Below are 25,198 nucleotides of genomic sequence, written 5' to 3' on the forward strand. Positions count from 1 at the left end.
CAATGATCGAACCCTCGCTGACCGCGTTCATCGACGCGCTCCCCAAGGTCGAGCTGCACGTCCACCTCGTGGGTTCGGCCTCCGTCGCCACCGTCCTCGAACTGGCCCGGCGGCATCCCGACGGCCCGGTCCCCACCACCGAGGACGAGCTGCGCGACTTCTACGCCTTCCGCGACTTCCCGCACTTCGCCGAGGTGTACGAGTCGGTGTCCAGCCTGGTCAGGACGCCCGACGACGTCGCCACGCTGGTGCTGGGCACGGCACGCGACCTGGCCGCGCAGAACGTCCGGTACGTGGAGCTGACCGTCACCCCGTACACGCACCAGCGCGCCGGGATGGCCATGCCGGCGATCACCGAGGCGCTCGACCGCGCCGCGGGCGAGGCGCTCTCCCTGCACGGCGTCGAGCTGGCCTACATCTTCGACATCCCCGGCGAGTTCGGTGCCGAGGGCGCCGCCGCCACCACCGAGCACGCGCTGCGGCACCCGCCGCGGGCGCTGGTCGGCTTCGGCCTCGCGGGCATCGAGCAGATGCGCCCGCCGTACCGGGACGACTTCCGCGCCGCGTTCCGCGCCGCCCGCGACGCCGGCCTGCGCAGCCTCCCGCACGGCGGCGAGATGACCGGTCCGGAGACGATCTGGGAGGTCATCGACGGCCTCGGCGCCGAGCGGATCGGGCACGGCCTCAGCTGCCTCCAGGACCCGCGGCTGGTCGCGCACCTGCGCGAGACGCAGATCCCGCTGGAGGTGTGCCCCACGTCCAACGTCTGCACGGGCCAGGTCGAGAGCCTCGGCGCGCACCCGCTGCCGCGGATGCTGGAGGAGGGCCTGTTCGTCACGCTCAACAGCGACGACCCGCCCATGTTCGACACCTCGCTGACCGGCGAGTACCGCGCCGCCGCCGAGGTCTTCGGGTTCGGCCGGGACGAGCTGGCCGCGCTCGCCCGCAACGCCGTCATCGCGTCCGGCCTCGACGAGAAGGGCAAGCGGGCCATCCTGGACGAGATCGACGCGCTCCCTTAGCGCGTGCGCGTCCCTAGCGAGGCTCCACCTCGACGCGGGTGTCGTGGAAGGTGGGGCCGCCGCCCAGGTCGGTGTCGTGCTCGTTCACCACGGAGTTGGCGTTGGCGCCGCCGGAGAACTTCGCCCAGTGCCCCTTGGACGTCGCGACGACGCCTGGGCGCACCCTGTCGGTGACGTCCAGCACCGCCTCGAATTCGCCCCGGTCGTTGTGGACGCGCACGCGCCGCCCGCTCTCCAGGCCGCGGGCCGCCGCGTCCACGGGGTGCATGCGCAGGGACGGGCCGTCCCCGGAACGGCGGCGCAGCTCCTCGTTGTTGCCGAACACCGTGTTGAGGAAGTGGTGCGACGCCGCCGAGATCAGCGCCAGCGGGTAGCGCGCGGCGCGTTCGGGATCGGTGACCTCGGCCGGCGGCGTGTAACCGGCGACCGGGTCGAGCCCGGCCCCCGCGGCGCGCCGCGAGACGAACTCCAGCTTGCCCGACGGCGTCGGGAAGCCCTCGGCGTACGGCAGGAACGGGTCGGGCACCGCCAGCCGCACGAACCCTTCCTTGCGGAGCCGGTCGAGGGTGATGCCCTCCAGGTAGGGGTGGCCCGACGCCAGCGCCTGCTCGGCCAGGCGCTCGTCGGAGTCCTGCAGCGCCGGGTCGTCCAGCCCCATGCGCAGGGCCAGGCGGCGGAAGGTCTCCGTGGTGGACAGGCACTCGCCCGGCGGCGCGACCGCGGGCTCGTTCCAGGCCAGGTAGAGATGGCCGTACCCCTCGTGCAGGTCGGCGTGCTCGTGCTGCATCGTCGCGGGCAGGACGATGTCGGCGTAGTCGGCGGTGTCGGTCGGGAACTGCTCCAGGACCACGGTGAACAGGTCGTCCCTGGACAGCCCCTCGCGGACCCGGTTCTGGTGGGGCGTGCTGCCCACCGGGTTGGCCGCGATCACGAACAGCGCCTGGACGGGCGGGTCGTCCGCCTCCAGAAGCGCCTCGCCGAGCCGGCTCATCGACAGCACGCGGCGCGGACCGCCGGTGTAGAGGTCGTCGCGGAACAGCGCCCGGCGGTTCAGCCGGGCATGGCCCGAGGTCGAGAACGACAGTCCGCCGCCCCGCCGCGCCCAGTCGCCCGTCACGCCGGGGACGCACGCCAGCGTCCGCAGCGCCGACCCGCCGCCCGCGTGCCGTTGTACGCCCTGCGTGGCGCGGATCGCGGTGGGCCGCGTGCGCGCGATGCGCTCGCCGAGCGCGACGATCGCCTCCTCGGGCACTCCCGTGACGGCGGCGGCGCGGGACGGCGTGAACTCCTCGATCCGCTCCCGGAACCGCGGCCAGCCCAGCGTGTGCCGTTCCAGGAACTCCTTGTCCTGCGCGCCGAGACCGACGACCACGTTCAGCAGGCCGAGGGCCAGCGCCGCGTCCGTGCCCGGCAGCGGCGCCAGGTGCTCGTCGGCCTGGGCGGCGGAGCGGGTCAGCACGGGGTCGATCGCCACCAGGTACGCGCCCGCGCGCCGCGCGGCCTGCACGAACGTCCACACGTGGTGGCCGCTGGTCAGGGGGTTCGAGCCCCACAGGATGATCAGCCGGGCATGCGCGAGGTCCTCGGGGTCCATGCCGCCGCCCCGCCCGATCGTGTACCGCAGCCCGGTCGTGCCCGCCGCCGAGCAGATGTTCGCGTCGTGGCCGGAGGCGCCGAGCGCGTTGAACAGCCGCCGCCCCGCGAAGCCCTCCAAGCCCTGGAGATAGCCGAGCGTGCCGGTGCCCCAGTACGGCCAAATCGCCTGGCCGCCGTGCTCCTCGATGATCCGGTGGAGGCGGCCGGCGATCTCGTCCAGCGCCTCGTCCCAGGTGATGCGCTCGAACCGTCCCTCGCCCTTGCGGCCGACGCGGCGCAGCGGGTACAGGATCCGGTCCGGCTGGGACGCGCGCTCCAGCCACCGGTTGACCTTGGTGCACAGCGCGCCCCTGGTGTAGGGGTGGTCGGGGTTGCCGCGCAGCTCCACCGCCTCGCCGTCCCGTACGGTCACCACCCACGAGCAGCCGTCCGGGCAGTCCAGCGGGCACGCGCCCAGCACCTTCAGCTCCGTCACGACCCCAGTCTGCGGCATGAGCTCCAGGAGTGTCACCCGCCGACGCCCCTGACATCGCGGTGCCCGGGGCGGTGTCGCCAACTCCGTCCCGACCTGGTTTCCTTGGGACGGCATCCCTCAAGGGGTGAACGTGACGCATGGGGGAGATGACAGCGTGAAGAGCGTCGAGCCAGAGGTGTACCTGGTCGCACGTCCGGAGCTGGACTACAACGAGGTGGCCCGCTATCTGCGCGATGTCGGCGGCGAGTCCTGGCTCGGGCGGCTCGACCGGGGGGAGCTGGACGCCGAGCTCAACGACCCGCAGAACCTCGCGGAGTTCGCCGGCCGGCTGTGCTACCGGTCCTGGGAGCCCGGTCTCAACCCCAACGTCACCAGGATCCGCACCGACCAGGACGCGTATCTGAAGAACATCCTGCGCAGCATGCACGGGTCGGTGCTGGAGCACATCAGCTTCAGCTTCGTCCTGCACAACGTCAGCCGCGTCCTGACCCACGAGCTGGTGCGGCACCGCCCCGGTACGGCGATCTCCCAGGAGTCCCTGCGCTTCGTGCGGCTCCAGGACATCCCGTTCTGGTTCCCCGAGTGGGCCCGCGAGGACGCCGAGCTGATGAAGCGGGCCACCGCGCTCCTGGAGCAGATGGAGGAGTTCCAGGGCTGGATGGCCGCCCGCTTCGGGCTCGATGACGAGGGCGTCCCGTTCGCGGAGAAGAAGCACAAGACGTCGTTCATGCGGCGCTTCGCGCCCGAGGGCGTCGCCACCGGGCTGGTCTGGACGGCCAACGTCCGCACCCTCCGGCACGTGATCGAGAACCGCACGGCGCCCGGCGCGGAGGAGGAGATCCGGCTGCTGTTCGGCCGGGTCGGCGAGGTGATGCGGCGCGAGGCGCCCGCCCTGTTCGGCGACTACGAGATCGAGGACGGCGCCTGGATCCCCAAGTGGCGCAAGGTCTGACGAGCCTGTGAACGAGACCGGCGTCACACGGGATCGATCCGCGCGAGATTGGGCCTGGGCGTAAGGCGCCGTTTACGCCAGGTTGGGCGCATGCCTGACATCACCGTCCCCGCAGGGGCTCAGGAGCTGCCCGCCTACCTCGCCGTCCCGGAGGGGGAGGGCCCGTGGCCGGCCGTCGTCGTCGTGTTCGAGGCGTTCGGCGTGAACGAGGACATGCGCGCCCAGGCCGACCGTCTGGCGGGCCGGGGCTATCTGGCCGTCCTTCCCGACTTCTACAACGGGGCGCCGTGGCTGCGGTGCGTCCGTTCCGCGATACGCCAGCTGTTCGCGCGGCGCGGGCCCATGTACGACCACATCGAGGCCGCCCGCGCCTGGCTCGCCGCCCGGGACGACTGCACGGGACGGGTGGGCGTGATCGGCTTCTGCATGGGCGGCGGGTTCGCCCTGGTGGCCGCCGCCAAGTACGACTTCCAGGCCGCCTCGGTGAACTACGGCATGCTGCCCCGCGCGCTGCCCGAAGCGCTGGAGGGCGCCTGCCCCGTCGTCGCGAGCTACGGCGGCCGCGACCGCTCGCTCCGGCGCGCCGCGGCCAAGCTCGACCGCGCCCTGACCGAGCTGGACGTGCCGCACGATGTGAAGGAGTACCCGGACGCGGGGCACAGCTTCCTCACCGGCAGCCGCACTCCGGCGCCGATGAGCCTCCTGTCCAAGGTCGTCATGGGGCACGGTCAGGGCCGTGACGCCGCCCCCGAGGCTTGGGAGCGCATCTTCGCCTTCTTCGACACCCATCTCGCCAAGAACGGATCTACAACGTAAAGGCCACGGCCTCGGCGCCCCGGCACGGCCGCCGCTCAGGACCCGGCCAGGACGGCCTGGGTCTGGGTGACCTGGGCGATCCGGCGTTCGGCGTCGTCGTACAGATCCGTCTGGACGACGAGGAAGCGGCGGCCGGTGTGCAGGGGCCGGGCGATGCCGCGGACGGTCCCCGAGCGCACGCCGCGGAAGAAGTTGGTCTTGGACTCCACGGTGGTGGTGCTCGCGCCTTCGGGGAGGTTGAGGAACGCGCAGACGGCGCCGAGGCTGTCGGCGAGCGCCATCAGGGCGCCGCCGTGCATCGTCCCGCCCGCGGTGCAGCGGCCGGGTGCCCAGGCCAGCCGCCCCGTGACCTCGCCGGGCGCGGCGGCGTCGATCTCCACGCCCAGCGTGCGGGCGAACGGCATGGCGTCGAGGAGCTGGTCCGTCGTCATCTCGGTCCCTCTCGCGTGTCGGGTTCTCCTGGCGGGTCACCCTGCCCGGGGTGTGCGGGTCCGGTCCATGACGTGGGAGGTAATCGCCGCCATGACATCGGCTGGATACCGTCGGGGGCGTGACGACGATGACGACCTCGCTGAGTGACGTGCGGCCGGTCGGGGAGCAGTTGCGGGCCTGGCGGCAGAGGCGCCGGCTGAGCCAGCTTGAGCTGGCCTCCGACGCCGGTGTCTCGACGCGGCATCTGAGCTTCGTGGAGACGGGGCGGTCCTCGCCGAGCCGGGAGATGGTGCTGCGGCTGTCGGAGCACCTGGACGTGCCGCTGCGCGATCGCAATCTGCTGCTGGTGGCGGCCGGGTTCGCGCCGGTGTACTCCGAGACCTCGATCGAGGAGCCGCGGATGGATTCGGTGCGGGAGGCGCTGCGCCAGGTGCTGCGGGGCCACGAGCCCTTCCCGGCGGTCGTGGTGGACCGGTTCTGGAACCTGATCGAGGCCAACGCGGCGGCCGCGCTGTTCATGGAGGGGGCGCCGCCGGAGCTGCTGGAGCCGCCGCTGAACGTGCTGAGGCTCAGCATGCATCCGGAGGGCATGGCGCGGAACATCCTCAATCTGGCGGAGTGGCGCGCGCACATGATCGACCGGGTGCGTCGTCATGTGGCGCTGACCGCGGACCCGGCGCTGGCACAGCTGTACCGGGAGCTGCGCGAGTACCCGGAGCCGGTGGAGGGGCCCGCGCCGCCGCCGTCCGGCGGGGAGGTGGTGGTGCCGCTGCGGATCCGGTCGGGGGATGCCGAGCTGTCGTTCTTCAGCACGATCGCCACGTTCGGCACACCCGTGGACATCACGGTGGCGGAGCTGGCGATCGAGGCGTTCTATCCCGCGGACGCGGCCACGACGAGGTTCCTGAAGGAGCGCGGCGGCTGGTGAGCGGCGGTGGGCGGCCCGTCATGGGGGCTCGATCGGGTCGTGGTGGACGTGCTCGGGCGGGACGCCGAGGTCGCTCAGGACGCCGGCGGCGGTCCTGACCATCCCGGCGGGACCGGCGAGGTAGACCTCGTGGCGGCGGGGGTCGGCGAACCGGCCGAGCACGTCGGGCAGGCCGCCGCGGATCCCCGGGTAGCCGGGGTCGTCGGAGATGACGGGGGTCACCTGGAGCCGGGGCCAGGCTGCGGCGAGCGCCCGCAGGGAGTCGATGTCGTACAGGCCGTCCTGGGTGCGGGCGCCGACGAGGAGGTGGACGGAGCGGTCGCGGGCGGAGGTGGCGGCCTGCTCGGCGATGGCCTTGAGGGGAGCGAGGCCGGTGCCGCCCGCGACCAGGAGGAGGTCGCGGCCGCCGGTGCCGCCGAGGGTCATGGTGCCGTCCGCGGAGCCGAGCAGGACGGTGTCGCCCGGCGTGGTGTGGCGGACCAGCGTCCCGCTCACCCAGCCGCCGGGGACGGCCCGTACGTGGAGGTGGAGGGTGCCGTCGGGGCGGGGCGCGCCGGCGGGCGAGTAGGGCCGCCACACCCTGGCCCAGCGTCGGACCTGGACGGGGACGTACTGGCCCGGTTCGTACGGCAGGGGGCGGTCCGGGCGGAGGGTGAGCACGGCCAGGTCGGCGGCGCGGCGGTCGTGGGCGGTGACCTCGGCGACCCACCAGGCCGGTGCGAGGGCCGCGTCGCGTTCGGCGGCGGCGATCATCAGCTGGGAGGCGGACCGGTACGCGATCGTCCAGGCGGTCTCGGTCTCGGCCGTCCAGGCGGTCCCGCCGAACCTGCGCAGCGTCGCGATGAGGGCCGCGCCCATGAGGGGGTAGTGCTCGGGCAGCACGCCGAACTTGCGGTGGCAGCGGCCGAGTCGGGCGAGCGTGCGGTCCAGCGCGGCGGGGTCGTCCAGGCTGCCGACGATCGCGATGAGGGCGCGGAACATGCGGTCGCGCTGCCGGTCCATGGCGGGCGGGAACAGGTCCCGCAGCCGGGGGTCGGAGGCGAACAGCCGGCCGTAGAAATAGCCGGCCGCCTTCTGTGCGACGGGTTCGATCCAGTCGAGGCTTTCTTTCGCGACGCGCGCTTCCCATGGCATAGGCCAGCCGCCTTCTCAGCCGTCGGGTACGGCGCCGGAACTCCCGGCGCCCTTGACAGTCCCCCGTGCTGTCCGGCTTTGTGAGAGTTTCGCATCGGGAGCCGCGGTCCTCAACCGGTTCGGGGCAGGTGGCGCGGCCGGGCGGCGTTCCGTACGCCTTTACGAATTTCGCTGGATTTCTGGTTACTCGTCGGGGGTACAGATACTTGTCGGTATCGATCGGAATCGCCCGAATGATTGTGGAAGGTCGGGGGAATTCCTCCCGGTATCGGCAGTTTTGCATGGCGTACGGGTGCGTGCCGGCGATGATCTTTCGCCTTCGGCGGTGGAAAAATCTCTACCCGGGCGGTGCGGGCTCGACGTCGGCCCCCGCCCGCCCGTCCAAGGCGGATCCGCTCCCTTCACCCTGCGCGACGGGGGTCCATGCGGCAAGCTGGCCGAGGGGGGAGGCGCACTACGGGAGGGATAAGCATGCGAGAGGCCACCCTGGGGGCGCCGGGCGATCCCGGCGGCACCGCCAACGCTCCACCGCTCATCGGCATCACCGCCTACCTCGAACCGGCCCGCTGGGGCGTGTGGGTACGGGAGGCGGCCCTGCTGCCCGCCCCGTATGTGCGCGCGGTGGAGCGGTCCGGGGGCGTCCCCGTGCTGGTGCCGCCGCTGGCGGGCCTGGGCGGGACGCGGACCCTGCTGCACGGGCTCGACGGGATCGTGTTCGCCGGCGGCGGCGACGTGGACCCGCGGCTGTACGGGGCCGAGCGGCACGCCGAGACCGGCCCGCCGCAGCCGCACCGCGACCGGTTCGAACTGGCGCTGGTCCGTGCCGTGGTGGACGCCGACCTGCCGTTCCTGGCGATCTGCCGTGGGATGCAGGTGCTGAACGTGGCGCGCGGCGGCGCGCTCGTCCAGCATCTGCCGGAGGCGGTCGGGCACGAGCGGCACGCCCCGGCGGCCGGGACGATCGGACGGCACCGGGTGCAGATCAGCGAGACCAGCGTCCTGGGCAAGATCCTGGGCGAGGCGGCCGAGGTGCCCACGTACCACCACCAGGCGGTCGGCAGGCTCGGCAAGGGCCTGACCGCCGTGGCCTGGGCCGACGACCAGGTCGTCGAGGGAGTGGAGCTCCAGGGGCACCGGTTCGGCCTGGGCGTCCAGTGGCACCCCGAGGAGGACGACGACCGGCGCCTGTTCGAGGCACTGGTCGCCGAGGCCGGGGGCGGCTGAGCCACTGGAGCGCCCTGTGCGACGATGGCGCCCCCGAGGGGAGCGGAGGTGCTGCGTGACACAGGAGAGGACCGACCAGGACGGCCGGAACGCGGACGGGTACGGCCGATACGAGCGGCTGAGGATCGACTGGGCGGCGCCAGGGGTGCTGCGGATCACGCTGAGCGCCCCAGGGCGGCTGAACGCCGTCGACGCCGCCGCGCACGGCGAACTGGCCGCGATCTGGCGGGACGTGGACGCCGACGACGCGGTGCGCGCTGTGCTGGTGCGCGGTGAGGGGACGGCGTTCTCGGCCGGGGGCGACCTGGCCATGGTCGAGGAGATGCTGGACAGCCACGCCGCCCGCACCCGGATCATGCGCGAGGCCCGCGACATCGTGATGAACCTGATCGGCTGCTCCAAGCCGGTGGTCAGCGCGATCCAGGGCCCGGCGGTGGGCGCGGGCCTGGCGGTGGCGCTGCTGGCCGACATCTCGGTCGCGGGACGCACCGCCAAGATCATCGACGGGCACACCAGGCTGGGCGTGGCCGCGGGCGACCACGCCGCGATCATCTGGCCGCTGCTGTGCGGCATGGCCAAGGCCAAGTACTACCTGATGCTCTGCGACACCCTCAGCGGCGCCGAGGCCGAGCGGATCGGCCTGGTCAGCCTGTGCGTGGACGACGAGGAGGTGCACGAGCGCGCCCTGGAGGTCGCCGGGCGCCTGGCCGCGGGCGCGGCCGAGGCGATCCGCAACACCAAGCACGCGCTCAACAACTGGCTGCGGCTGGCCGGTCCCACCTTCGACGCGTCCCTGGCCCTGGAGTTCCTGGGCTTCACCGGGCCGGACGCGCGGGAGGGCGTCACCGCGATCCGCGAGAAGCGCCCGCCCAAGTTCACCTGACCCGGCGTAGCACCCGAGGTAAGTGCTGCGCTGACGCAGGCCGCCGGGTCCGGGCGGGGCGGTCAGCCCCGTCCCGTGGCCGTGCCGAGATAGCGCGTGACCATGTCGGCGATGAACCGGGCGACCCGCTCGGGCGGCTCGGACGGCAGCACGATGTGGCTCATCGTCAGCCGGACCGCCGCGTCGGCGATCGTGGCCAGCTCCACGCGCTCCACCTGCGGCCACTGCCGCATCGCGTGCTCGACGATGCGGGCGCTGGCGGTGAACAGCACCGGCTCGGCCTTGGTGGTCAGCAGCGGCAGCAGCTCGTCCCCGCCCGCGCCGGTCAGCACCGCCTTCTTGATCGGATCGTCGGCGGAGGTCTCCAGCGTGAACAGCACCGCCGCCTCCACCGCCGTGTGCAGGTCGTCGTGCTCGGACAGCAGCCGGTTGATGCCCTCCAGGTAGCGGTCGTTGTCGCGCAGCACCACCGCCTGCGCCAGCCCCCACTTGTCGCCGAACTCGTTGTAGACGGTCTGCCTGCTCACCCCCACGGCGGCGGCGACGTCCCGCATCCGGACGCCTCGGTAACCGCGCTGCACCAGCAGCTCGGCCGCGGCGTCCAGCAGGGCCTCGCGGTGCGAGGGTCGGGCGGCTGTCATCGGCGTTTCCTCCAGTGTCGGGGCTGGAAGGCGGGTTCCGCGGAACCCGGGCGGCGGTGCACATTATCCTCCGCGCGCCGCCTTCGGGCATCGGCCGAACGTGCCGTTCGCCCGCGGCCGGGCGGAATGATCGATATAGTTCCGGCAGGCATGGCCGTAGCGCAGAGGTCGTCGCGCCTTGCAGCAGGCTGGAGGACGTCGGTTCGAATCCGACCGGCCTTGCCGTACACTTCCGCCGGATCGCCGCGGCGAGAACGCTTTCGAGGGGGGCGCCCTTGCCGCAGGGGAACATCGCCGCCGGGTCCCGTCCGAGCCGGCTGGCGCGGCTTCGGCGGATCCGCCGGTACGCGGTCCCGCGCTGGATGATCGAGCGGGCGACCGAGCGCCGCCTGGCCGGAGACTGGCGCGGAGCCTGCGCCGCCGCCGCGGTGGACGTCACCTTCGACCTGGACGACATCGCCGCGCGGTACGGCACCGGGGTGGCGGCCGCCGTGGAGGACGACCTGCTCCACCTGGCCCCCGACCTGGTGCGCTGGCACGCCCCCAGGGTCGGCCCCTCGGGCACCACCCTGCAGCCGGGGACGGCGCTGATCCTCAACCACTACGGCGAGCACGGGCTGGAGGGCAGGACCGCCCCACGCCTGTACCTCACCGCCCATCCTTGGCTGTTCCAGGCGTCGCAGCGCCTCACCCTGCACTTCGCCCCGGTCGAGATGCGGGACGCCGTCCACCTGTGCAACGACTACCCCTTCAACCAGTTCTGGCGCGGCATCTTCCAGTCCTGGGCCCGGGCCAGGCACCTGTGGGACGTCCGCCGCGCGCACGAGCTGAGGACGCGCTGCGGCGGCGACGACGAGCGCGCCCCGTTCCTCGAGCCCGATGGCACGCCGCGCGCCGCCGCGAAGCTGCCCACGTCCGACCCCGGTGCCGGCGACCCGGTCGGGCACACGGAGTGGGTCACGATGCTGCACGAGCGCGGCGAGGTCGAGGCGGCCTTCAAGGCGGCGGGCATCGAGCTGGAGCCCGAGTCGGCCGAATACCGGCGGTACAACCAGATCGGCGCGCTGGACAGGCTCGCCCGGATGCCGCTGGCCCTGACCCGGCTCGAACCGGAGCTGCGGCGCCAGCCCGCCCGCTTCGCGGTCCCCTGCGGGGTGTTCTCCACCCTCCTGCTCGAACACGACGGCGACCGCGGCGTGCGCGCCGAGATGGGGCCGATGCCCGTCGGGGAGTACACCGAACCGGTGCTCGCGGAGGCACGCTGGCAGCGTCTTCCCGACATCGACCTGCTGCGCGACGGCCGCATCCCGCCCGAATGGCTGCACCCGCTCGTCCACGACGCGCTGTGCCCGGCACGGCCGTCCAGCGGCCACGGACCGCCGGGTCCCGAGCGGCCCGAGCCGGTACGGGTGCGCTGCCGGGGCGACTGGCACGAGGTCGCCTTCGAGGGCGGAGCCCTGCGGCTGCCGCACAGCGCCGAGGAGCGGGAGCGCGAGGAGGCGCTGGCGGCGCTGGGCGGAGAGGTCGCCGGGTGCTTCGCCGTCCAGAAGGCGTGGCGGACGGGCGCCGGCCGGCTGCCCAAGGCCCTGCGCGACCAGCGCCGCGACCTGTTCGACCGCGCCCACCACGGCGACACCCCCGGCGTGCTGCGGCTGCTCGACCTGGGCATGGACCCGCGCGTCCGCGACGAGAACGGACGGACGCTGCTGCACGAGCTGCACATGCTCGACCACGAGGTGCTGCTGCCCCGGCTCCTGGCGGCGGGCCTGGACGTCGACACCCCTGACGTCGCCGGCGCCACCGCCCTGCACCGGGCCGTCGAGCTGGACGGCTCCGTCGCGCTGGTCAGGGCGCTGCTGGACGCGGGCGCCCGCATCGACCTGTTCGACGCGGAGGAGACCACGATCCTGCGCCTGATGTACCGCGCCGGCCGCAAGGACCTGGGGTTCCTCGAGGAGCGGATCGCCGAGGAGCACCCCGAGCTGCTCGACTACTGAGCCCGCTACGGGCCCCCGCCCGCCTCCCGGCGTGATGATCACGTTCGGATCGCACGCCCTTGTTCGATCTTGTTCGGGTTCGCGCGCCGCGACCCGGGCCTGCGGACGGGCCCGGCCGCCGGGCGGCGTTGTGCCCGGCCACAGGGCTCGCGGGGAACTACGGGGTTCCGTTGACGCGGGACGGGCGCGATTCCTAGGGTGATCTCGTACCGACCGGTTGGTATGTGTGGAGGTTGGCCCCCCGTGAGCACCGCACCCCCGAGCACCGCACCGCCCGACGCCGCCGCGCTGCGCGAGCGCGTCCGCGCCTTCCTGGACGAGCACGACCCCAAGGCCACCGAGCCGCTGGAGTTCCTGCGCGCCAGGTTCGACGCCGGGCTCGCCTGGGTGCACTACCCCGAAGGGCTGGGCGGGCTGGGCCTGCCCCGCGAGTTGCAGGCGGTCGTGGACGCCGAGCTGACCGCGGCCGGGGCGCCCCGCCAGCAGGCCGAGCGCAACCCGATCGGCCTCGGCATGGCCGCTCCCACCATCCTCGCGGTCGGGACCGAGGCGCAGCGCAAACGGTTCCTGCGCCCGCTGTGGACGGGCGAGGAGATCTGGTGCCAGCTGTTCAGCGAGCCCGGCGCCGGGTCGGACCTGGCCGCGCTGGCCACCCGCGCCGTCCGCGACGGCGACGGCTGGCTCGTCAGCGGCCAGAAGGTGTGGACGTCGCTGGCGCACGAGGCGCGCTGGGCGCTGCTGGTCACCCGTACCGACCCCGACGTGCCCAAGCACCGCGGCATGACCTACTTCATCTGCGACATGCACGCTCCCGGCGTCGAAGTACGGCCGCTGCGGCAGATCACCGGCGAGGCCGAGTTCAACGAGGTCTTCCTGACCGACGTGCGGATCCCCGACGAGCACCGGCTCGGCGCGGTCGGCGACGGCTGGAAGGTGTCCACCACCACGCTGATGAACGAGCGCGTCGCGATCGGCGGCGCGGCGGTCCCGCGCGAGGGCGGCATCATCGGCGTGGTCGCGGCGCTGTGGCGGGACCGTCCCGAGCTGCGCACCCCCGGCCTGCACGATCGGCTGCTGCGGCTGTGGGTGGAGGCCGAGGCGGCGCGGCTCACCGGAGCGCGCCTGCGGCAGTCGCTGGCGGCGGGCATGCCCGGCCCCGAGGGCTCGGCCACCAAGCTCGCCTACGCCCGCATCAACCAGGAGGTCTCCGGTCTGGAGCTGGAGATGCTCGGCGACGAGGGCCTGCGCTACGACGACTGGACGATGCGGCGTCCCGCGGGCGTCGACTTCACCCGCCGCTCCGGCGGCTACCGCTACCTGCGCGCCAAGGGCAACTCCATCGAGGGCGGCACCTCGGAGATCCTGCGCAACATCATCGCCGAGCGGATCCTGGGCCTGCCCGGCGAGATCCGCGTGGACAAGGACGTGCCCTGGAAGGACCTGCCCAAGTGAAAGACCTGCTCTACAGCGAGATCGAGGACGATCTGCGCGCCGGCGTCCGCGAGCTGCTCGACGACAAGGCCCAGTGGACCGGCGTGCTCGCCGGCATCGAGAAGGACGACCCCTACGACACCGCGCTGTGGCAGGCGCTCGCCCAGATGGGCGTGACCGGGCTGCCCGTCCCCGAGGACCTGGGCGGCGCGGGCGCCACCTGGCGGGAGACGGCCGTGGTCATGGAGGAGCTGGGACGGGCCGTGGCGCCCGTGCCGTTCCTGGGGTCGGCCGTGCTCGGGGTGGCGGCGCTGCTGGCCGCGGGCGACCGCGACCTGCTGCCCCAGGTCGCCTCGGGAGAGCGGATCGCCGTGCCGGCCGTCCCGCTGGGCACCGCGCCCGGCGCGTCCGTGGGCGGCACCGTCCGGGCCGACGGCGGGACGCTCACCGGCCAGGTCGCGGGCGTCGCGGACGCGCAGGCCGCCGACGTGCTGCTCGTCCCCGCCTCGGGCGCCCTGTACGCGGTGGACGCCGCCGACGCCGCCCGCACGCCCGTGGTCTCCCTCGACATGACCCGGCGGCTGTGCGACCTGTCCTTCGCCGCCACCCCGGCGCGGCTCGTCGCCGAAGGGGACGGCGCGGTGCGCGCCGCGCTGTCCACCGGCGCCGCGATGCTGGCCTCCGAGCAGCTCGGCCTGGCCGGACGCTGTCTGGACACCACCGTCGAGTACCTCAAGACCCGGTACCAGTTCGGCCGTCCCGTGGGCTCCTACCAGGGACTCAAGCACCGCCTCGCCGACCTGTGGACCGCGGTCGCCGAGGTCCGCGCCGTGGCCAGGTACGCGGCGTCCTGCGTGGCCGACGATGACGCCGACGCCCCCGTGGCCGTCGCGGTCGCGCAGGCGCACTGCTCGCCGATCGCGGTGAAGGCCGCCGAGGAGTGCGTCCAGATGCACGGAGGCATCGGGTTCACCTGGGAGCACCCCGCGCACCTCTACCTCAAACGGGCCAAGAGCGCCGCGATCGCCCTGGGCACCGCCGACCACCACCGCGCCGCCCTGGCGGACCTGGTGGACCTCCCCCCGGCCTGACGGCCGCCCGCTACCCGCAGCCCTCGAACTCCGGGACGGACTCGGTCAGCCGCAGCCCGGTCGCGCCGAACCAGGCGCGCAGCAGCCGCGACGCCGTGCCGTCCTGGTACATCGCCGTGATCGCCCTGTTCACCGCCTCGCAGCCCGCGATGTCGCCCTTGCGCAGGCCCACCCCGTACCGTTCCTCGGTGAACGGGGCGTTCACGATCTCCAGCCGGGTCCGCGACCGGGCGGCGAACCCGGCCAGGACCAGGTCCCCGGTCGACACCACGTCCACCTCGCCGCTCAGCAGCTTGGCGACGCAGGAGGCGTAGGACAGGGCCGGGACCAGCCGGGCCGGGATCCCCAGGCCCTCCACGACGCGCTCGGTCGACACCGATCCGGCCGCCTGGCACATCCGGTGCCCGGCCATGTCACGGGCCGTGCGGAATCGGGTGTCGCCGCGGCGCACCATCATGTCCTGGTGGGCCACGTAGTAGGGGCCGCCGAAGGTGACCAGGGTCGACCGGTCGGCGGTGATGGAGTACGAGGCCAGCACAAGGTCGACCTCGCCGGCGTCGAGCTTGGGCTCCCGGTTGGCAGAGGTGACCTCCTTGAAGCTCACCCGCGAGGCGCCCATGTGGTGTGCGATGTAGCGGCCCACGTCCACCTCGAAGCCGCGGAAGGTGCGACCGTCCTCGGACAGGCCGAGCCCCGGCTGGTCGGCCTTGACACCGACGACCAGGGCGTCCCGGTCCGCGATCGAGGCCGTCCCGGAGGAGCCGCAGCCCGCCACGGCGGCCGACAGCGCGCCGGCGACGGCGGCCCGGAGGAGGGCACGGGCGAGTCGACGGACGATGGCGCGGGGGGTCGCTCGTCTCACGCCGCCCAGACCTAGCAACCGCAGACGACCGCGGGATGAACGCGCGTCGTCCGGAGGGGAGAGAACGCGGGACCTCCGCGCGGCCCGGCGTCAGATGTGGCGGGGGCGGCGGCTCAGGCGGCGGATCAGGGAACGGTCGGACGCCTGTTCCGGTGCCCCCTGCCGGGACGTCAGGGTCTCCAGCAGGCTTTCCAGCGCGGGCGGCCGGACGCACACGAACGTGGCCTTGGCGCGGCGCGCGCAATGCAGCCGCACCGAGGGTCTCAGCAGCCGGGACAGCAGCCGGCGCTCACCGCGCCCCACGACCAGGATGTCGTTCTCCCTGGCCAGCCTCACCAGCGTCGCGCCCGGCTCGCCGACCAGCGCCAGCGCGGTCAGCTCCAGCCCGTGAGGCGTGCCGCCCGCGACCTCGTCCAGCAGCCTGGCGATCAGCTCGGCGCCCGCGCCGCGGAGCGCCTCGGTCACGCCGCAGCCGAGCTGGCCCGCGGCCGACACGTGCGGGGGCAGCGGCGCGGCGTGGACGACCACCAGCGGCAGACCGCGCAGCCGCGCCTCCCCGATGGCCCATGACAGCGCGCAGCGGGCCCCGGCGGAGTCGTCGACTCCCACGACCACGCGCGGGCCGCCCTCCGGTCTCGCGTTCACTGTTCCTCCCGAGCCGCACGCCACGAGATGATGTGCACTCTAGGGTGGAGGTATACCCGCTCAGAAGAAAGTGTTTCGTCGCCATTGACGAAAGGTTGCGCGCGGCTTTGCCCGCGCCGCCCGGCTGGACCGCCTCGCGGGCGGCGGGGCACACTGCGGGCATGGTCTCCAACGATCCGGCCACCGATCCCGCGTGCGCGGTCGCCCATGGCGACGTCGCGCCCGAGCGCTCCGACCGCGTCCTGGTCGCGGTGTTCTCCTCACCGGTCGCCGAGCATCTGCTGCGGTACGGCGCCGACCTGGGCTTCCGCGGTCTGCTCCTGGAGCCGGACAAGGAACGCGCCGACGACCCGCGCTTCGCGCCCTTCGAGGTCGTCACCGAGCCGCCCGGCGGCCTGGGGGCCGCGGCCGACGTCGTGGTGACCGACCATCACCGCGCCGAGCTGGGGCCCGTCCTGCGCGACGTGCTGGCCCTGCCGGTCCGGTGGATCGGCGTCATGGGCAACCCGCGACACCCGGCCCCGCACGTCCCCGCCCTCACCGAGCTGGGCGTGCCCGCCGGCGACATCGCCCGGGTGCACCGGCCGATCGGTCTCAACATCGGCTCCCGCACGCCCCCGGAGATCGCGATCGCGACCCTGGCGGGGCTGCTGGCCGACCGCAACGGCCGGCCGGGCGGCTTCGGGTTCTGAGCCGGAAGCCCGCCGCGGCCTTCCGGTGTCCGCGCTAGCGTTACGCGCGGCCGGGAGAGCGCGGGAGGGTGATCCATGAGGGCCGTGGTGTACGAGGCGTTCGGCGGGCCGCTGGAGGTGCGGGACGTGCCCGACCCGGCCGTGCCCGAGGACGGGGCCGTGATCAGGGTGGAGGCGACCGGCCTGTGCCGCAGCGACTGGCACGGCTGGCAGGGGCACGACCCCGGCATCACCGCGTTCCCCCACGTGCCCGGCCACGAGCTGGCGGGTGTGGTCGCCGAGACCGGCGTCCGGGTCACCCGGTGGCGGGCCGGTGACCGCGTCACCGTGCCGTTCGCGTGCGCGTGCGGGCGCTGCGCCTCCTGCGCCGCGGGCGACCAGCAGGTCTGCGAGAACCAGGCGCAGCCGGGCTTCACCCACTGGGGATCGTTCGCCGAGCACGTGGCCGTGCGCAACGCCGACCTCAACCTGATCGGCCTGCCCGACGACATGGCCTTCACCACGGCCGCGGGCCTGGGATGCCGGTTCGCCACCGCGTACCGCGCCGTCCTGGCCCGGGGACGCGCGGCGCCGGGGGAGTGGGTGGCGGTGCACGGCTGCGGCGGCGTCGGGCTGTCCGCCGTGATGATCGCGGTCGCGGCCGGCGCGCGGGTGGTGGCCGTCGACATCTCCGCCGGCGCCCTCGACCTGGCCCGCGACCTCGGCGCCGCGGCCGTGGTCGACGCCTCCGACCCCGCCACCTCCGACCCCGCCACGGCCGTGCGCGAGATCACCGGCGGCGGCGCGCACGTGTCGCTGGACGCCCTCGGCGCCCCGGCCACCGCCCGCGCCTCGGTGGAGTGCCTGCGGCGGCGCGGGCGGCACGTCCAGGTCGGCCTGCTGCCGCCTGCCGCGGGACGCGCCGACCTGCCCATGGACCGGGTCATCGCCCTGGAGCTGGAGATCCTGGGCAGCCACGGGATGGCCGCCCACGCCTACGAGCCGATGCTGGAGCAGGTCCGCGCCGGCACGCTGCGCCCCGGCGCGCTGGTGCACCGGATCATCGGCCTGGACGAGGCGCCCGCCGCCCTGGCCGCCATGGACGCCCCGGGCCCCGCGGGCGTCACCATGATCGTCCCGCGGTGACCTGCCGGGACGGCGGGGCGCCGCCCCCGGCAAGGACCTGGGGCACCGCGGGCCGGCCCGTATCATGTGGGTCCCGCGCCAGAACTGTCGGTGGCGTCGCCTACGGTCGTGACCGGCCCGGCACGCCCCCCGAAGAAGGTGACGACACCATGGCGAACAGCGCCGTCGACGAGCAGGACTTCCAGCGGATCACCGACCCCTACCGCAGGGAGCTGCTGGCGCACTGCTACCGGATGCTGGGCTCCATCCACGACGCCGAAGACCTCGTGCAGGAGACCTACCTGCGCGCCTGGCGCTCCTACGGCACCTTCGAGGGCCGCTCGTCCCTGCGCACCTGGCTGTACCGGATCGCGACCAACGTCTGCCTGACCGCCATCGACCAGCGCGGCAACCGTCCCATGCCCTCCGGCCTGGGCGCGCCCAGCGACGAGCCCGAGCGCCCCGTCGTGGCCTCCCCCGAGGTGCCGTGGCTGGAGCCCGTGCCGGACGCGGTGATCGGCGCCGACGCCGCCGACCCCGCCACCATCGTCGCCTCCCGCGAGTCCACCCGGCTGGCCTTCGTCGCCGCGCTGCAGCACCTGCCGCCCAACCAGCGGGTGGTGCTGATCCTGCGGGACGTGCTCAAGTGGAAGGCCGCCGAGGTCGCCGAGCTGCTGGAGATCTCCGTCGCGTCCGCCAACAGCGCTCTGCAGCGCGCCCGCGCCCAGCTCAAGGAGATCGGGCCGAGCGAGGACGAGCTGGTCGAGCCCACCGACCCCGACCAGCGCCGGCTGCTGGACCGCTACGCCTCCCTCTTCGAGAGCGCCGACATCAAGGGCCTGGTCGAGCTGTTCAAGGAGGACGCGGTCTGGGAGATGCCGCCGTTCCCGCAGTGGTTCCGCGGCGCCGAGCCGATCGTCCGGCTCATCATCGCCCAGTGCGGTCCCGAGCCCGGCGAGCTGCGGATGGTGCCCACGGGCGCCAACGGCCAGCCCGCCTTCGCCATGTACAGGCGCGGCGACGACGGCGCCTACCACCCGTTCCAGCTCCAGGTCCTCGACGTCGTCCGCGGCGAGGACGGCCGCGAGGCCGTCGGCCACGTGTCGGCCTTCTTCGACTTCGAGGGCGACCTGTTCGCCGCCTTCGGGCTCCCCGGGACGCTTCCGGCCTGACCGGCCCGGGCACCGCCGGGAACCTTCCCTGACTCTTCCACTCGGCGGAAACTCGGGTGTGTCATCGGGGACGACGCATGCCAGTGTGAAGGCACCGCGGCCCGGAGGCGTGGCCGCGCTGCGTGTGGGGAGGCACGGCACGGTATGGGCCTTGGTAGGGGCATGGACAAGGTCGTGGCCTCGGCGGCGGAGGCCGTCGCCGACATCGGCGACGGGGCGTCGCTGGCCGTCGGCGGGTTCGGGTTGTGCGGGGTGCCCACCGTCCTGATCGACGCCCTCTACGACCGCGGCTCGGGCGGCCTGCGCGTGGTGTCGAACAACTGCGGGCTCGACGGGCGCGGGCTGGGCAGGCTGCTGGCCGCCGGGCGGATCGCGCGGGCGCAGGGCTCCTACGTCGGCGACAACAAGGAGTTCGCCCGGCAGTACCTGGCCGGGGAGATCGAGCTGGAGCTGATGCCGCAGGGCACGCTGGCCGAGAAGATGCGGGCCGGCGGCGCCGGGATCCCCGCGTTCTACACCCCCGCCGGCGTCGGCACCATGATCGCCGAGGGCGGGCTGCCGTGGCGGTACGCCCCCGACGGCACCGTCGCGGTGACCTCACCGCCCAAGGAGGTGCGGGAGTTCGGTGGCCGCCGGTACGTCCTGGAGGAGAGCATCACCACCGACTTCGCGCTGGTGCGCGCCGCCCGCGGGGACCGGCACGGCAACCTGGTCTTCGACAAGGCCGCCCGCAACTTCAACCCGCTGTGCGCCATGGCGGGCCGCATCACCCTCGCCGAGGTCGAGGAGCTGGTCGAGCCCGGTGAGCTCGACCCCGACGCGGTGCACCTGCCGGGCGTGTTCGTCCAGCGCGTCGTCCGGCTCACCCCCGAGCAGGCCGCGGACAAGCCGATCGAGAAGCGCACGGTCACCGAGCGGGAGGGACGGGACTGATGCCCTGGTCCAGGGACGAGATCGCGGCCAGGGCCGCCGCCGAGCTGCCCGACGGCGCCTACGTCAACCTCGGCATCGGCCTGCCCACGCTGATCCCCGCGCACATCCCGCCGGGACGCGAGGTGGTCCTGCACGCCGAGAACGGGATCCTCGGCGTCGGCCCGTACCCGTACGAGGACGAGGTCGACCCGAACCTGATCAACGCGGGCAAGGAGACGGTCACCGTGCGGCCGGGGGCCGCCTACTTCGACTCCTCGCTGTCCTTCGGCATGATCCGCGGCGGCCATATCGACGTGGCGGTGCTGGGCGCCATGCAGGTCTCGGCCCGCGGCGACCTGGCCAACTGGTCCGTGCCCGGCAAGATGATCAAGGGCATGGGCGGGGCGATGGACCTGGTGCACGGCGCCGGCCGGGTCATCGTGGTCATGTCGCACACCAGCAGGGACGGCTCCCCCAAGATCGTGAACGAGTGCGACCTGCCGCTGACCGGCGCCGGCTGCGTCGACCTGATCATCACCGAGCTGGGCGTGCTGGAGGTCACCGGCGGCGGCCTCGTCCTGGTCGAGACCGCGCCCGGCGTGACCGCCGACGAGATCCGCGCGCGCACCGAACCCGACGTGAAGGAAGGTCTCCGGGCATGACCCACCCCAACCATCCTCCCTACCTCTACCCCGGCTACCGCAGCACCGTGCTCCGCGCCCCGTCGCAGGAGCTGGTCATGCCCAAGCTGGGGCCGGACAGCGTCGAGCTGACCTCCCCGGTGTTCGGGCACCAGGAGCTGCACCCGCTGGACGCCGACCTGACCCGGCGGCACGCGGGCGAGCCGATCGGGGAACGGATCATCGTCACCGGGCGGGTGCTGGAAGGCGGCACGGGCAGGCCCGTGCGCGGCGCGCTGGTGGAGATCTGGCAGGCCAACGCGTGCGGCCGGTACATCCACGAGGGCGACCAGCATCCCGCGCCGCTCGACCCCAACTTCACCGGGGCCGGGCGCTGCCTCACCGACGACGAGGGCCGCTACCGGTTCGTCACGATCAAGCCGGGCGCCTACCCGTGGCGCAACCACCACAACGCCTGGCGGCCCGCGCACATCCACTTCTCGGTGTTCGGGACCGCGTTCACCCAGCGGCTGGTCACCCAGATGTACTTCCCCGGCGACCCGCTGTTCGAGTTCGACCCGATCATGAACTCGATCCCCGACCCCAAGGCCAGGGAGCTGCTGGTCTCCCGTTTCGACCTGGACACCACCGAGCCGGAATGGGCGCTGGGCTACCAGTGGGACATCCTGCTCGGCGACACCCCGGTGGAGGACTGAATGACCACGCCCGCCCTCACGCCGTCGCAGACCGTCGGCCCGTTCTTCGGCTTCGGGCTGCCCTACGACGACGGCCCCCTGGTCACCCCCGGCTGGGCGCCCGGCGCGATCACCATCCGCGGCCGCGTCCTGGACGGGGCGGGCGACCCCGTACCCGACGCGCTGGTGGAGATCCGGCAGGCGGACGAGAACGGCGAGATCCCCCGGCGGCCCGGCGGCCTGCGCCGCGCCGGGCACGGCTTCTCCGGGTTCGGCCGCTGCGCCTCCGACGCCGCGGGCGGCTTCTGGTTCAGCACGGTCAAGCCCGGCGCGGTGGGGGAGGGCGCCCCCTACATCGCGGTGCTGGTGTTCGCGCGGGGCCTGCTCAAGCCCGTGTTCACTCGCCTGTACTTCCCCGAGGACGCCGAGGCGCACACCACCGACCCGTTCCTCGGCGAGGTGCCGGAGGAGCGCCGCGCTACGCTGATCGCCGAGCGTGAGGCGGACGGCGCGTACCGGTTCGACATCCGCCTCCAGGGTGAACGGGAGACGGTCTTCCTTGCCATCTGATCGCCCGCCCGAGGGCGAAGAAGCCTGCGAGGCCGGGGGGTCCGGCGCGCCGGTCTCGCCGGACGCGGGGCTGCTGTCACCGGTCCGTGCGGGCACCGAGGCCGAGAAGGCCACGGGTGACCTGGCGTGGCTGGGGGCGCTGCTGGACGCCGAGACCGCCTTGGCGCGCGCGCAGGCGACGCTCGGGATCATCCCGGCGCCGGCGGCCGAGGCCATCGCCGCGGCCGCCGTGCCGGGCCGGTTCGACCTGCCCGGCCTGGCCGTGCGCGCGCGGGCGGCGGCCAACCCGGTGGTGCCCCTCGTCGCCGACCTGCGGCGGCTCGCCGGGGACGCCGGGCGGTACGTGCATCACGGCGCCACCAGCCAGGACATCCTCGACACCGCCGCCATGCTCGTCGCGTCCCGCGCCCGGCGCGTCGTCCTCGGCGACCTGGACCGGGCGGCGGGCGCGCTGGCCGGGATCGCGGAGCGGCACCGCGACACCCCGATCGCGGGCCGCACGCTGGGCCGTCAGGCGCTGCCCACCACCTTCGGCGCGAAGGCGGGCGGGTGGCTGCGGGGCCTGCTCGACGCCCACGAGCGGCTCGCGGCGGTGTCGCTGCCCGTCCAGCTCGGCGGCGCCGCCGGAACCCTCGCGGCGTACGGCGGCCGGGCGTTCGACCTGATGACCGCGTACGCAGGCGAGACCGGACTGGCCCTTCCCTCCGCGCCCTGGCACACCCGCCGTACCCCGGTGGCCGACCTGGGCGCCGCGCTGGCGGTGACCGCGGGGGCGCTCGGCAAGCTCGCCACCGACGTGGTCCTGCTCGCGCAGAGCGAGGTCGACGAGGTCGCCGAGCCGGCGGCGCCCGGACGCGGCGGGTCCTCGGCGATGCCGCACAAGCGCAACCCGGCGATGGCCATCATGATCCGCTCCGCGGCGCTCCAGGTCCCCGCGTACGCGCAGGTCCTGCTGGCCGCGCTGAACGCCGCGCACGAGCGGCCGTTCGGGGAGTGGCACGCCGAATGGCAGCCGCTCCGCGAGTGCCTGCGGCTGACCGGCGGCGCCGCCGAGCTGGCCGCCGACCTCGCCGCGGGCCTGGAGGTCTCGCCCGAGCGGATGGCCGGCAATCTGGACGGCCTGCTGGAGATCCTGAGGGACACCGGCTCGTCCACCGGCACCGGCTCGGCGGCCCTGCTCGCCGACCGCGCGGCCGGGACCTACCGCGCGGGCCGTCACCCTGAAGACCCCGCCCACGGAGAAGCATGATCCTGCACCATCGGTTCGACGGGCCGCCGGACGCGCCCGTCGTCGTCCTCGGCCCGTCCCTGGGCACGACCACGGGCCTGTGGGACCCGGTCCTGCCCGCGCTGACCGCGCACCGGCGGGTGCTGCGCTACGACCTGCCCGGCCACGGCGGCTCACCGTCTCCCGACCGCGGTTTCACCGTGGAGGACGTGGCCGCGGCGCTGGAGGAGACGCTCGACGGCCTCGGCGCCGGACGGGTCGCCTATGCCGGGGTGTCGCTCGGCGGCGCCGTCGGCACGGCGCTCGCGCTGGCCGCGCCGGAACGCGTCGGCGCCCTCGTCCTGATCTGCACCTCGCCGCGGTTCGGCCCGCCCGAGGCGTGGCGGGAACGCGCCGCGCTGGTCCGCCGCGAGGGCGTCGGCCCGGTCGCCGACACCGCCGCGGGACGCTGGTTCGCGCCCGGCTTCACCGGCGCCGGACCGTACCTGGAGATGCTGCGCGGCACCGACCCCGAGGGGTACGCGAAGTGCTGCGACGCGCTCGCGCTGTTCGACGCGACCGCCCGGCTGGGCGGGGTGTCCGCGCCGACCCTGGTCATCGCCGGTTCGGAGGACCTGCCCACCCCGCCCGCCGGCCACGCCGACCGGCTGGCCGACGGCATCCCCGGCGCCGCGCTCACCGTCCTGGACGGCGCGGGCCATCTGGCCGTGGTGGAGCGTCCCGCCGAGGCCGCCCGAGCGATCAACGAGCATCTGGACCGTGCCTGGAAGGGGCCTCGATGAACGACGAGCAGCGGTACGCCGCCGGCATGAAGGTGCGCCGCGAGGTGCTCGGCGACGCCCACGTGGACCGCGCCCACGACCGCACCACCGAGTTCACCGCCGACTTCCAGGACCTGATCACCCGGTACGCCTGGGGCGAGATCTGGACCCGTCCGGGGCTGGACCGCCGGACCCGTAGCTGTATCACCCTCACCGCGCTGGTCGCCCGCGGCCACCTGGAGGAGCTGGCCATGCACGTCCGGGCCGCGCTGCGCAACGGGCTCACCCCGGACGAGATCAAGGAGGTCCTGCTGCAGACGGCCATCTATTGTGGAGTTCCCGCGGCCAACTCGGCCTTCGCCGTGGCGCAGCGGGCGCTCGCCGAGGAGGAGGACGGCCGGGACGCGGGGGAGCCGTAGCGGGACGAGACCGAGGGAACGATGCCTGAGCGCGGGCGTCCGCCGAGCGTGGCGGGCAAGGTGATGGCGATCCTGGACGCGTTCGCGCTCGGCGGGGTCCGTCTCAACCTGAGCGAGATCTGCCGGCGTGCCGGGCTGCCGCTGGCCACCGGGCACCGGCTGGTCGGCGAGCTGGTCGCGGGCGGCTTCCTGGAACGCGTGCCGGACGGCACGTACCGGATCGGCACCCGGCTGTGGCGGATCGGCAGCCAGGCCCCGGCGGTCACCGGGCTGCGCGAGCTGGCGCTGCCGCACATGGAGGACCTGTACGAGGCCACCCACGACAACGTGCAGCTCGCGGTGATGCGCGACGGGGAGGCGCTGTTCGTCGAGCGGCTGCGCGGCACCCGGTCGGTCCCGCTCCTCACCCAGGTCGGCAGCACCCTGCCGCTGCACACCACCGGGGTCGGGAAGGTGCTGCTGGCGTACGCGCCCGAGGAGGTCAGGGAGGCGATCCTGGCCCAGGGGCTGGAGCGGCACGCGCCCCGCACCATCACCGATCCCGGCGAGCTGCGCCGGTGCCTGGAGCGGGTGCGGAGCAACGGGTTCGCCCTCACCCGCGACGAGATGTCGATGGGGGCCGCGTCGGTCGGGGTGCCCGTGCGGGACGGCCGCGGCGTGGTGGTGGCCGCGCTGTCCCTGGTGACCCATACGCGCAGTGCCGACATCCGGCGGCTGCTGCCTCCGCTGACCACCGCGGCCCGCGCGCTGTCGCGGGATGTGGCCGCGCACTGGCGCAGCGGCCCGGTCGCGATCGCGGACGAGGCCGGCCCGGTACCCGAACCGCCTTCCACCGTGCGGAAGCTCAGCTCCTGAGCCCGCGGTGGAGCCCTCGAAGATCGCAGGAAGACGGGCCG

General features: G+C 73.9%; 26 protein-coding genes and 1 tRNA gene. 21 read left to right on the forward strand and 6 right to left on the reverse strand.

The genetic code is table 11. From position 1 onward, the window contains the following. Positions 1 to 2 precede the first annotated feature (2 nt). A complete protein-coding gene (add, locus tag QSK21_RS03110; protein ID WP_285693894.1) occupies positions 3 to 1,022 on the forward strand; it encodes an adenosine deaminase in 1,020 nt (339 codons plus the stop codon). A gap of 13 nt (positions 1,023 to 1,035) precedes the next feature. On the opposite strand, the gene QSK21_RS03115 is transcribed toward add, so the two are convergent. Beyond that, positions 1,036 to 3,093 carry a molybdopterin-containing oxidoreductase family protein gene (locus QSK21_RS03115; RefSeq protein WP_352231243.1) on the reverse strand — a complete coding sequence of 686 codons (2,058 nt, stop codon included), beginning with the start codon at positions 3,091 to 3,093 and terminating at the stop codon, positions 1,036 to 1,038. Positions 3,094 to 3,247: 154 nt separating this feature from the next. Here QSK21_RS03115 and thyX point away from each other — a divergent pair, with 154 nt between their 5' ends. Together thyX and QSK21_RS03125 are read left to right on the forward strand one after the other, a co-directional pair. Continuing rightward, positions 3,248 to 4,045, forward strand: coding sequence for an FAD-dependent thymidylate synthase (thyX, locus tag QSK21_RS03120; RefSeq protein ID WP_285693593.1), 798 nt, complete (start codon positions 3,248 to 3,250; stop codon positions 4,043 to 4,045). 90 nt (positions 4,046 to 4,135) lie between these two features. Further along, positions 4,136 to 4,861, forward strand: a complete 726-nt coding sequence (locus QSK21_RS03125; protein ID WP_285693594.1) for a dienelactone hydrolase family protein — start codon at positions 4,136 to 4,138, stop codon at positions 4,859 to 4,861. Between the two features lie 35 nt (positions 4,862 to 4,896). Here QSK21_RS03125 and QSK21_RS03130 read toward each other — a convergent pair whose 3' ends face one another. Then, the gene (locus QSK21_RS03130; protein WP_285693596.1) at positions 4,897 to 5,292 is read right to left on the reverse strand and encodes a PaaI family thioesterase; all 396 of its coding nucleotides are present in this window, start codon (positions 5,290 to 5,292) and stop codon (positions 4,897 to 4,899) included. A 128-nt stretch (positions 5,293 to 5,420) separates the two neighbouring features. Between QSK21_RS03130 and QSK21_RS03135 the strand changes: the two genes are divergently transcribed. Beyond that, positions 5,421 to 6,221, forward strand: coding sequence for a helix-turn-helix domain-containing protein (locus QSK21_RS03135; protein ID WP_285693895.1), 801 nt, complete (start codon positions 5,421 to 5,423; stop codon positions 6,219 to 6,221). An 18-nt stretch (positions 6,222 to 6,239) separates the two neighbouring features. Here the strand turns inward: QSK21_RS03135 and QSK21_RS03140 are convergent, their stop codons facing one another. Continuing rightward, positions 6,240 to 7,355, reverse strand: a complete 1,116-nt coding sequence (locus QSK21_RS03140; RefSeq protein WP_285693598.1) for a globin domain-containing protein — start codon at positions 7,353 to 7,355, stop codon at positions 6,240 to 6,242. A 471-nt stretch (positions 7,356 to 7,826) separates the two neighbouring features. On the opposite strand from QSK21_RS03140, the gene QSK21_RS03145 reads away from it, so the two are divergent. Both QSK21_RS03145 and QSK21_RS03150 read left to right on the forward strand, forming a co-directional pair. Beyond that, positions 7,827 to 8,579, forward strand: a complete 753-nt coding sequence (locus QSK21_RS03145) for a gamma-glutamyl-gamma-aminobutyrate hydrolase family protein (RefSeq protein ID WP_285693600.1) — start codon at positions 7,827 to 7,829, stop codon at positions 8,577 to 8,579. Between the two features lie 55 nt (positions 8,580 to 8,634). Further along, complete coding sequence (locus QSK21_RS03150) at positions 8,635 to 9,462, forward strand: enoyl-CoA hydratase/isomerase family protein (protein WP_285693602.1); 828 nt, start codon at positions 8,635 to 8,637, stop codon at positions 9,460 to 9,462. Positions 9,463 to 9,524: 62 nt separating this feature from the next. Here the strand turns inward: QSK21_RS03150 and QSK21_RS03155 are convergent, their stop codons facing one another. Continuing rightward, a complete protein-coding gene (locus QSK21_RS03155; RefSeq protein WP_285693603.1) occupies positions 9,525 to 10,103 on the reverse strand; it encodes a TetR/AcrR family transcriptional regulator in 579 nt (192 codons plus the stop codon). 150 nt (positions 10,104 to 10,253) lie between these two features. Here QSK21_RS03155 and QSK21_RS03160 point away from each other — a divergent pair. The 4 genes from QSK21_RS03160 (at position 10,254) to QSK21_RS03175 (ending at position 14,622) form a co-directional block, all read left to right on the forward strand. Next, positions 10,254 to 10,322 (forward strand) — tRNA-OTHER (locus QSK21_RS03160). A gap of 56 nt (positions 10,323 to 10,378) precedes the next feature. After that, positions 10,379 to 12,100: an ankyrin repeat domain-containing protein gene (locus QSK21_RS03165; RefSeq protein ID WP_285693607.1), complete on the forward strand. Its 1,722-nt coding sequence runs from the start codon at positions 10,379 to 10,381 to the stop codon at positions 12,098 to 12,100. 243 nt (positions 12,101 to 12,343) lie between these two features. Next, entirely contained in the window at positions 12,344 to 13,552 is a 1,209-nt protein-coding gene (locus QSK21_RS03170) for an acyl-CoA dehydrogenase family protein (RefSeq protein ID WP_285693609.1), read from the forward strand. After that, a complete protein-coding gene (locus QSK21_RS03175; RefSeq protein ID WP_285693611.1) occupies positions 13,549 to 14,622 on the forward strand; it encodes an acyl-CoA dehydrogenase family protein in 1,074 nt (357 codons plus the stop codon). Before QSK21_RS03170 ends, QSK21_RS03175 begins: the two co-directional genes overlap by 4 nt. A 10-nt stretch (positions 14,623 to 14,632) precedes the next feature. Here the strand turns inward: QSK21_RS03175 and QSK21_RS03180 are convergent, their stop codons facing one another. Together QSK21_RS03180 and QSK21_RS03185 are read right to left on the reverse strand one after the other, a co-directional pair. Beyond that, complete coding sequence (locus QSK21_RS03180; RefSeq protein WP_285693613.1) at positions 14,633 to 15,484, reverse strand: glutamate ABC transporter substrate-binding protein; 852 nt, start codon at positions 15,482 to 15,484, stop codon at positions 14,633 to 14,635. Positions 15,485 to 15,574: 90 nt separating this feature from the next. After that, positions 15,575 to 16,129, reverse strand: a complete 555-nt coding sequence (locus QSK21_RS03185) for a universal stress protein (RefSeq protein ID WP_285693616.1) — start codon at positions 16,127 to 16,129, stop codon at positions 15,575 to 15,577. 161 nt (positions 16,130 to 16,290) lie between these two features. Between QSK21_RS03185 and QSK21_RS03190 the strand changes: the two genes are divergently transcribed. From QSK21_RS03190 to QSK21_RS03240, 11 genes are all read left to right on the forward strand, one after another. Continuing rightward, positions 16,291 to 16,821: an XdhC family protein gene (locus QSK21_RS03190; RefSeq protein WP_285693619.1), complete on the forward strand. Its 531-nt coding sequence runs from the start codon at positions 16,291 to 16,293 to the stop codon at positions 16,819 to 16,821. Between the two features lie 75 nt (positions 16,822 to 16,896). Then, a complete protein-coding gene (locus tag QSK21_RS03195; RefSeq protein WP_285693622.1) occupies positions 16,897 to 17,946 on the forward strand; it encodes a zinc-dependent alcohol dehydrogenase family protein in 1,050 nt (349 codons plus the stop codon). A gap of 149 nt (positions 17,947 to 18,095) precedes the next feature. Continuing rightward, positions 18,096 to 19,097 carry a sigma-70 family RNA polymerase sigma factor gene (locus QSK21_RS03200; RefSeq protein WP_285693624.1) on the forward strand — a complete coding sequence of 334 codons (1,002 nt, stop codon included), beginning with the start codon at positions 18,096 to 18,098 and terminating at the stop codon, positions 19,095 to 19,097. A gap of 162 nt (positions 19,098 to 19,259) precedes the next feature. Then, positions 19,260 to 20,030: a CoA transferase subunit A gene (locus QSK21_RS03205; protein ID WP_285693627.1), complete on the forward strand. Its 771-nt coding sequence runs from the start codon at positions 19,260 to 19,262 to the stop codon at positions 20,028 to 20,030. Beyond that, positions 20,030 to 20,671, forward strand: a complete 642-nt coding sequence (locus QSK21_RS03210) for a CoA transferase subunit B (protein ID WP_285693629.1) — start codon at positions 20,030 to 20,032, stop codon at positions 20,669 to 20,671. The genes QSK21_RS03205 and QSK21_RS03210 overlap by 1 nt, the downstream gene beginning before the upstream one ends. After that, the gene (gene pcaH, locus QSK21_RS03215) at positions 20,668 to 21,345 is read left to right on the forward strand and encodes a protocatechuate 3,4-dioxygenase subunit beta (RefSeq protein ID WP_285693631.1); all 678 of its coding nucleotides are present in this window, start codon (positions 20,668 to 20,670) and stop codon (positions 21,343 to 21,345) included. Before QSK21_RS03210 ends, pcaH begins: the two co-directional genes overlap by 4 nt. Beyond that, a complete protein-coding gene (pcaG, locus tag QSK21_RS03220; protein ID WP_285693633.1) occupies positions 21,346 to 21,894 on the forward strand; it encodes a protocatechuate 3,4-dioxygenase subunit alpha in 549 nt (182 codons plus the stop codon). Next, complete coding sequence (gene pcaB / locus QSK21_RS03225) at positions 21,884 to 23,143, forward strand: 3-carboxy-cis,cis-muconate cycloisomerase (RefSeq protein ID WP_285693635.1); 1,260 nt, start codon at positions 21,884 to 21,886, stop codon at positions 23,141 to 23,143. The genes pcaG and pcaB overlap by 11 nt, the downstream gene beginning before the upstream one ends. Beyond that, the gene (locus QSK21_RS03230) at positions 23,140 to 23,904 is read left to right on the forward strand and encodes an alpha/beta fold hydrolase (protein ID WP_285693637.1); all 765 of its coding nucleotides are present in this window, start codon (positions 23,140 to 23,142) and stop codon (positions 23,902 to 23,904) included. The genes pcaB and QSK21_RS03230 overlap by 4 nt, the downstream gene beginning before the upstream one ends. Then, positions 23,901 to 24,302: a 4-carboxymuconolactone decarboxylase gene (gene pcaC / locus QSK21_RS03235; RefSeq protein ID WP_285693639.1), complete on the forward strand. Its 402-nt coding sequence runs from the start codon at positions 23,901 to 23,903 to the stop codon at positions 24,300 to 24,302. Before QSK21_RS03230 ends, pcaC begins: the two co-directional genes overlap by 4 nt. A gap of 21 nt (positions 24,303 to 24,323) precedes the next feature. After that, positions 24,324 to 25,157, forward strand: coding sequence for an IclR family transcriptional regulator (locus QSK21_RS03240; RefSeq protein WP_285693640.1), 834 nt, complete (start codon positions 24,324 to 24,326; stop codon positions 25,155 to 25,157). Positions 25,158 to 25,198 lie beyond the last annotated feature (41 nt).

The sequence above is a fragment of the Actinomadura sp. NBRC 104412 genome (assembly GCF_030269515.1).
Taxonomy (GTDB): domain Bacteria; phylum Actinomycetota; class Actinomycetes; order Streptosporangiales; family Streptosporangiaceae; genus Spirillospora.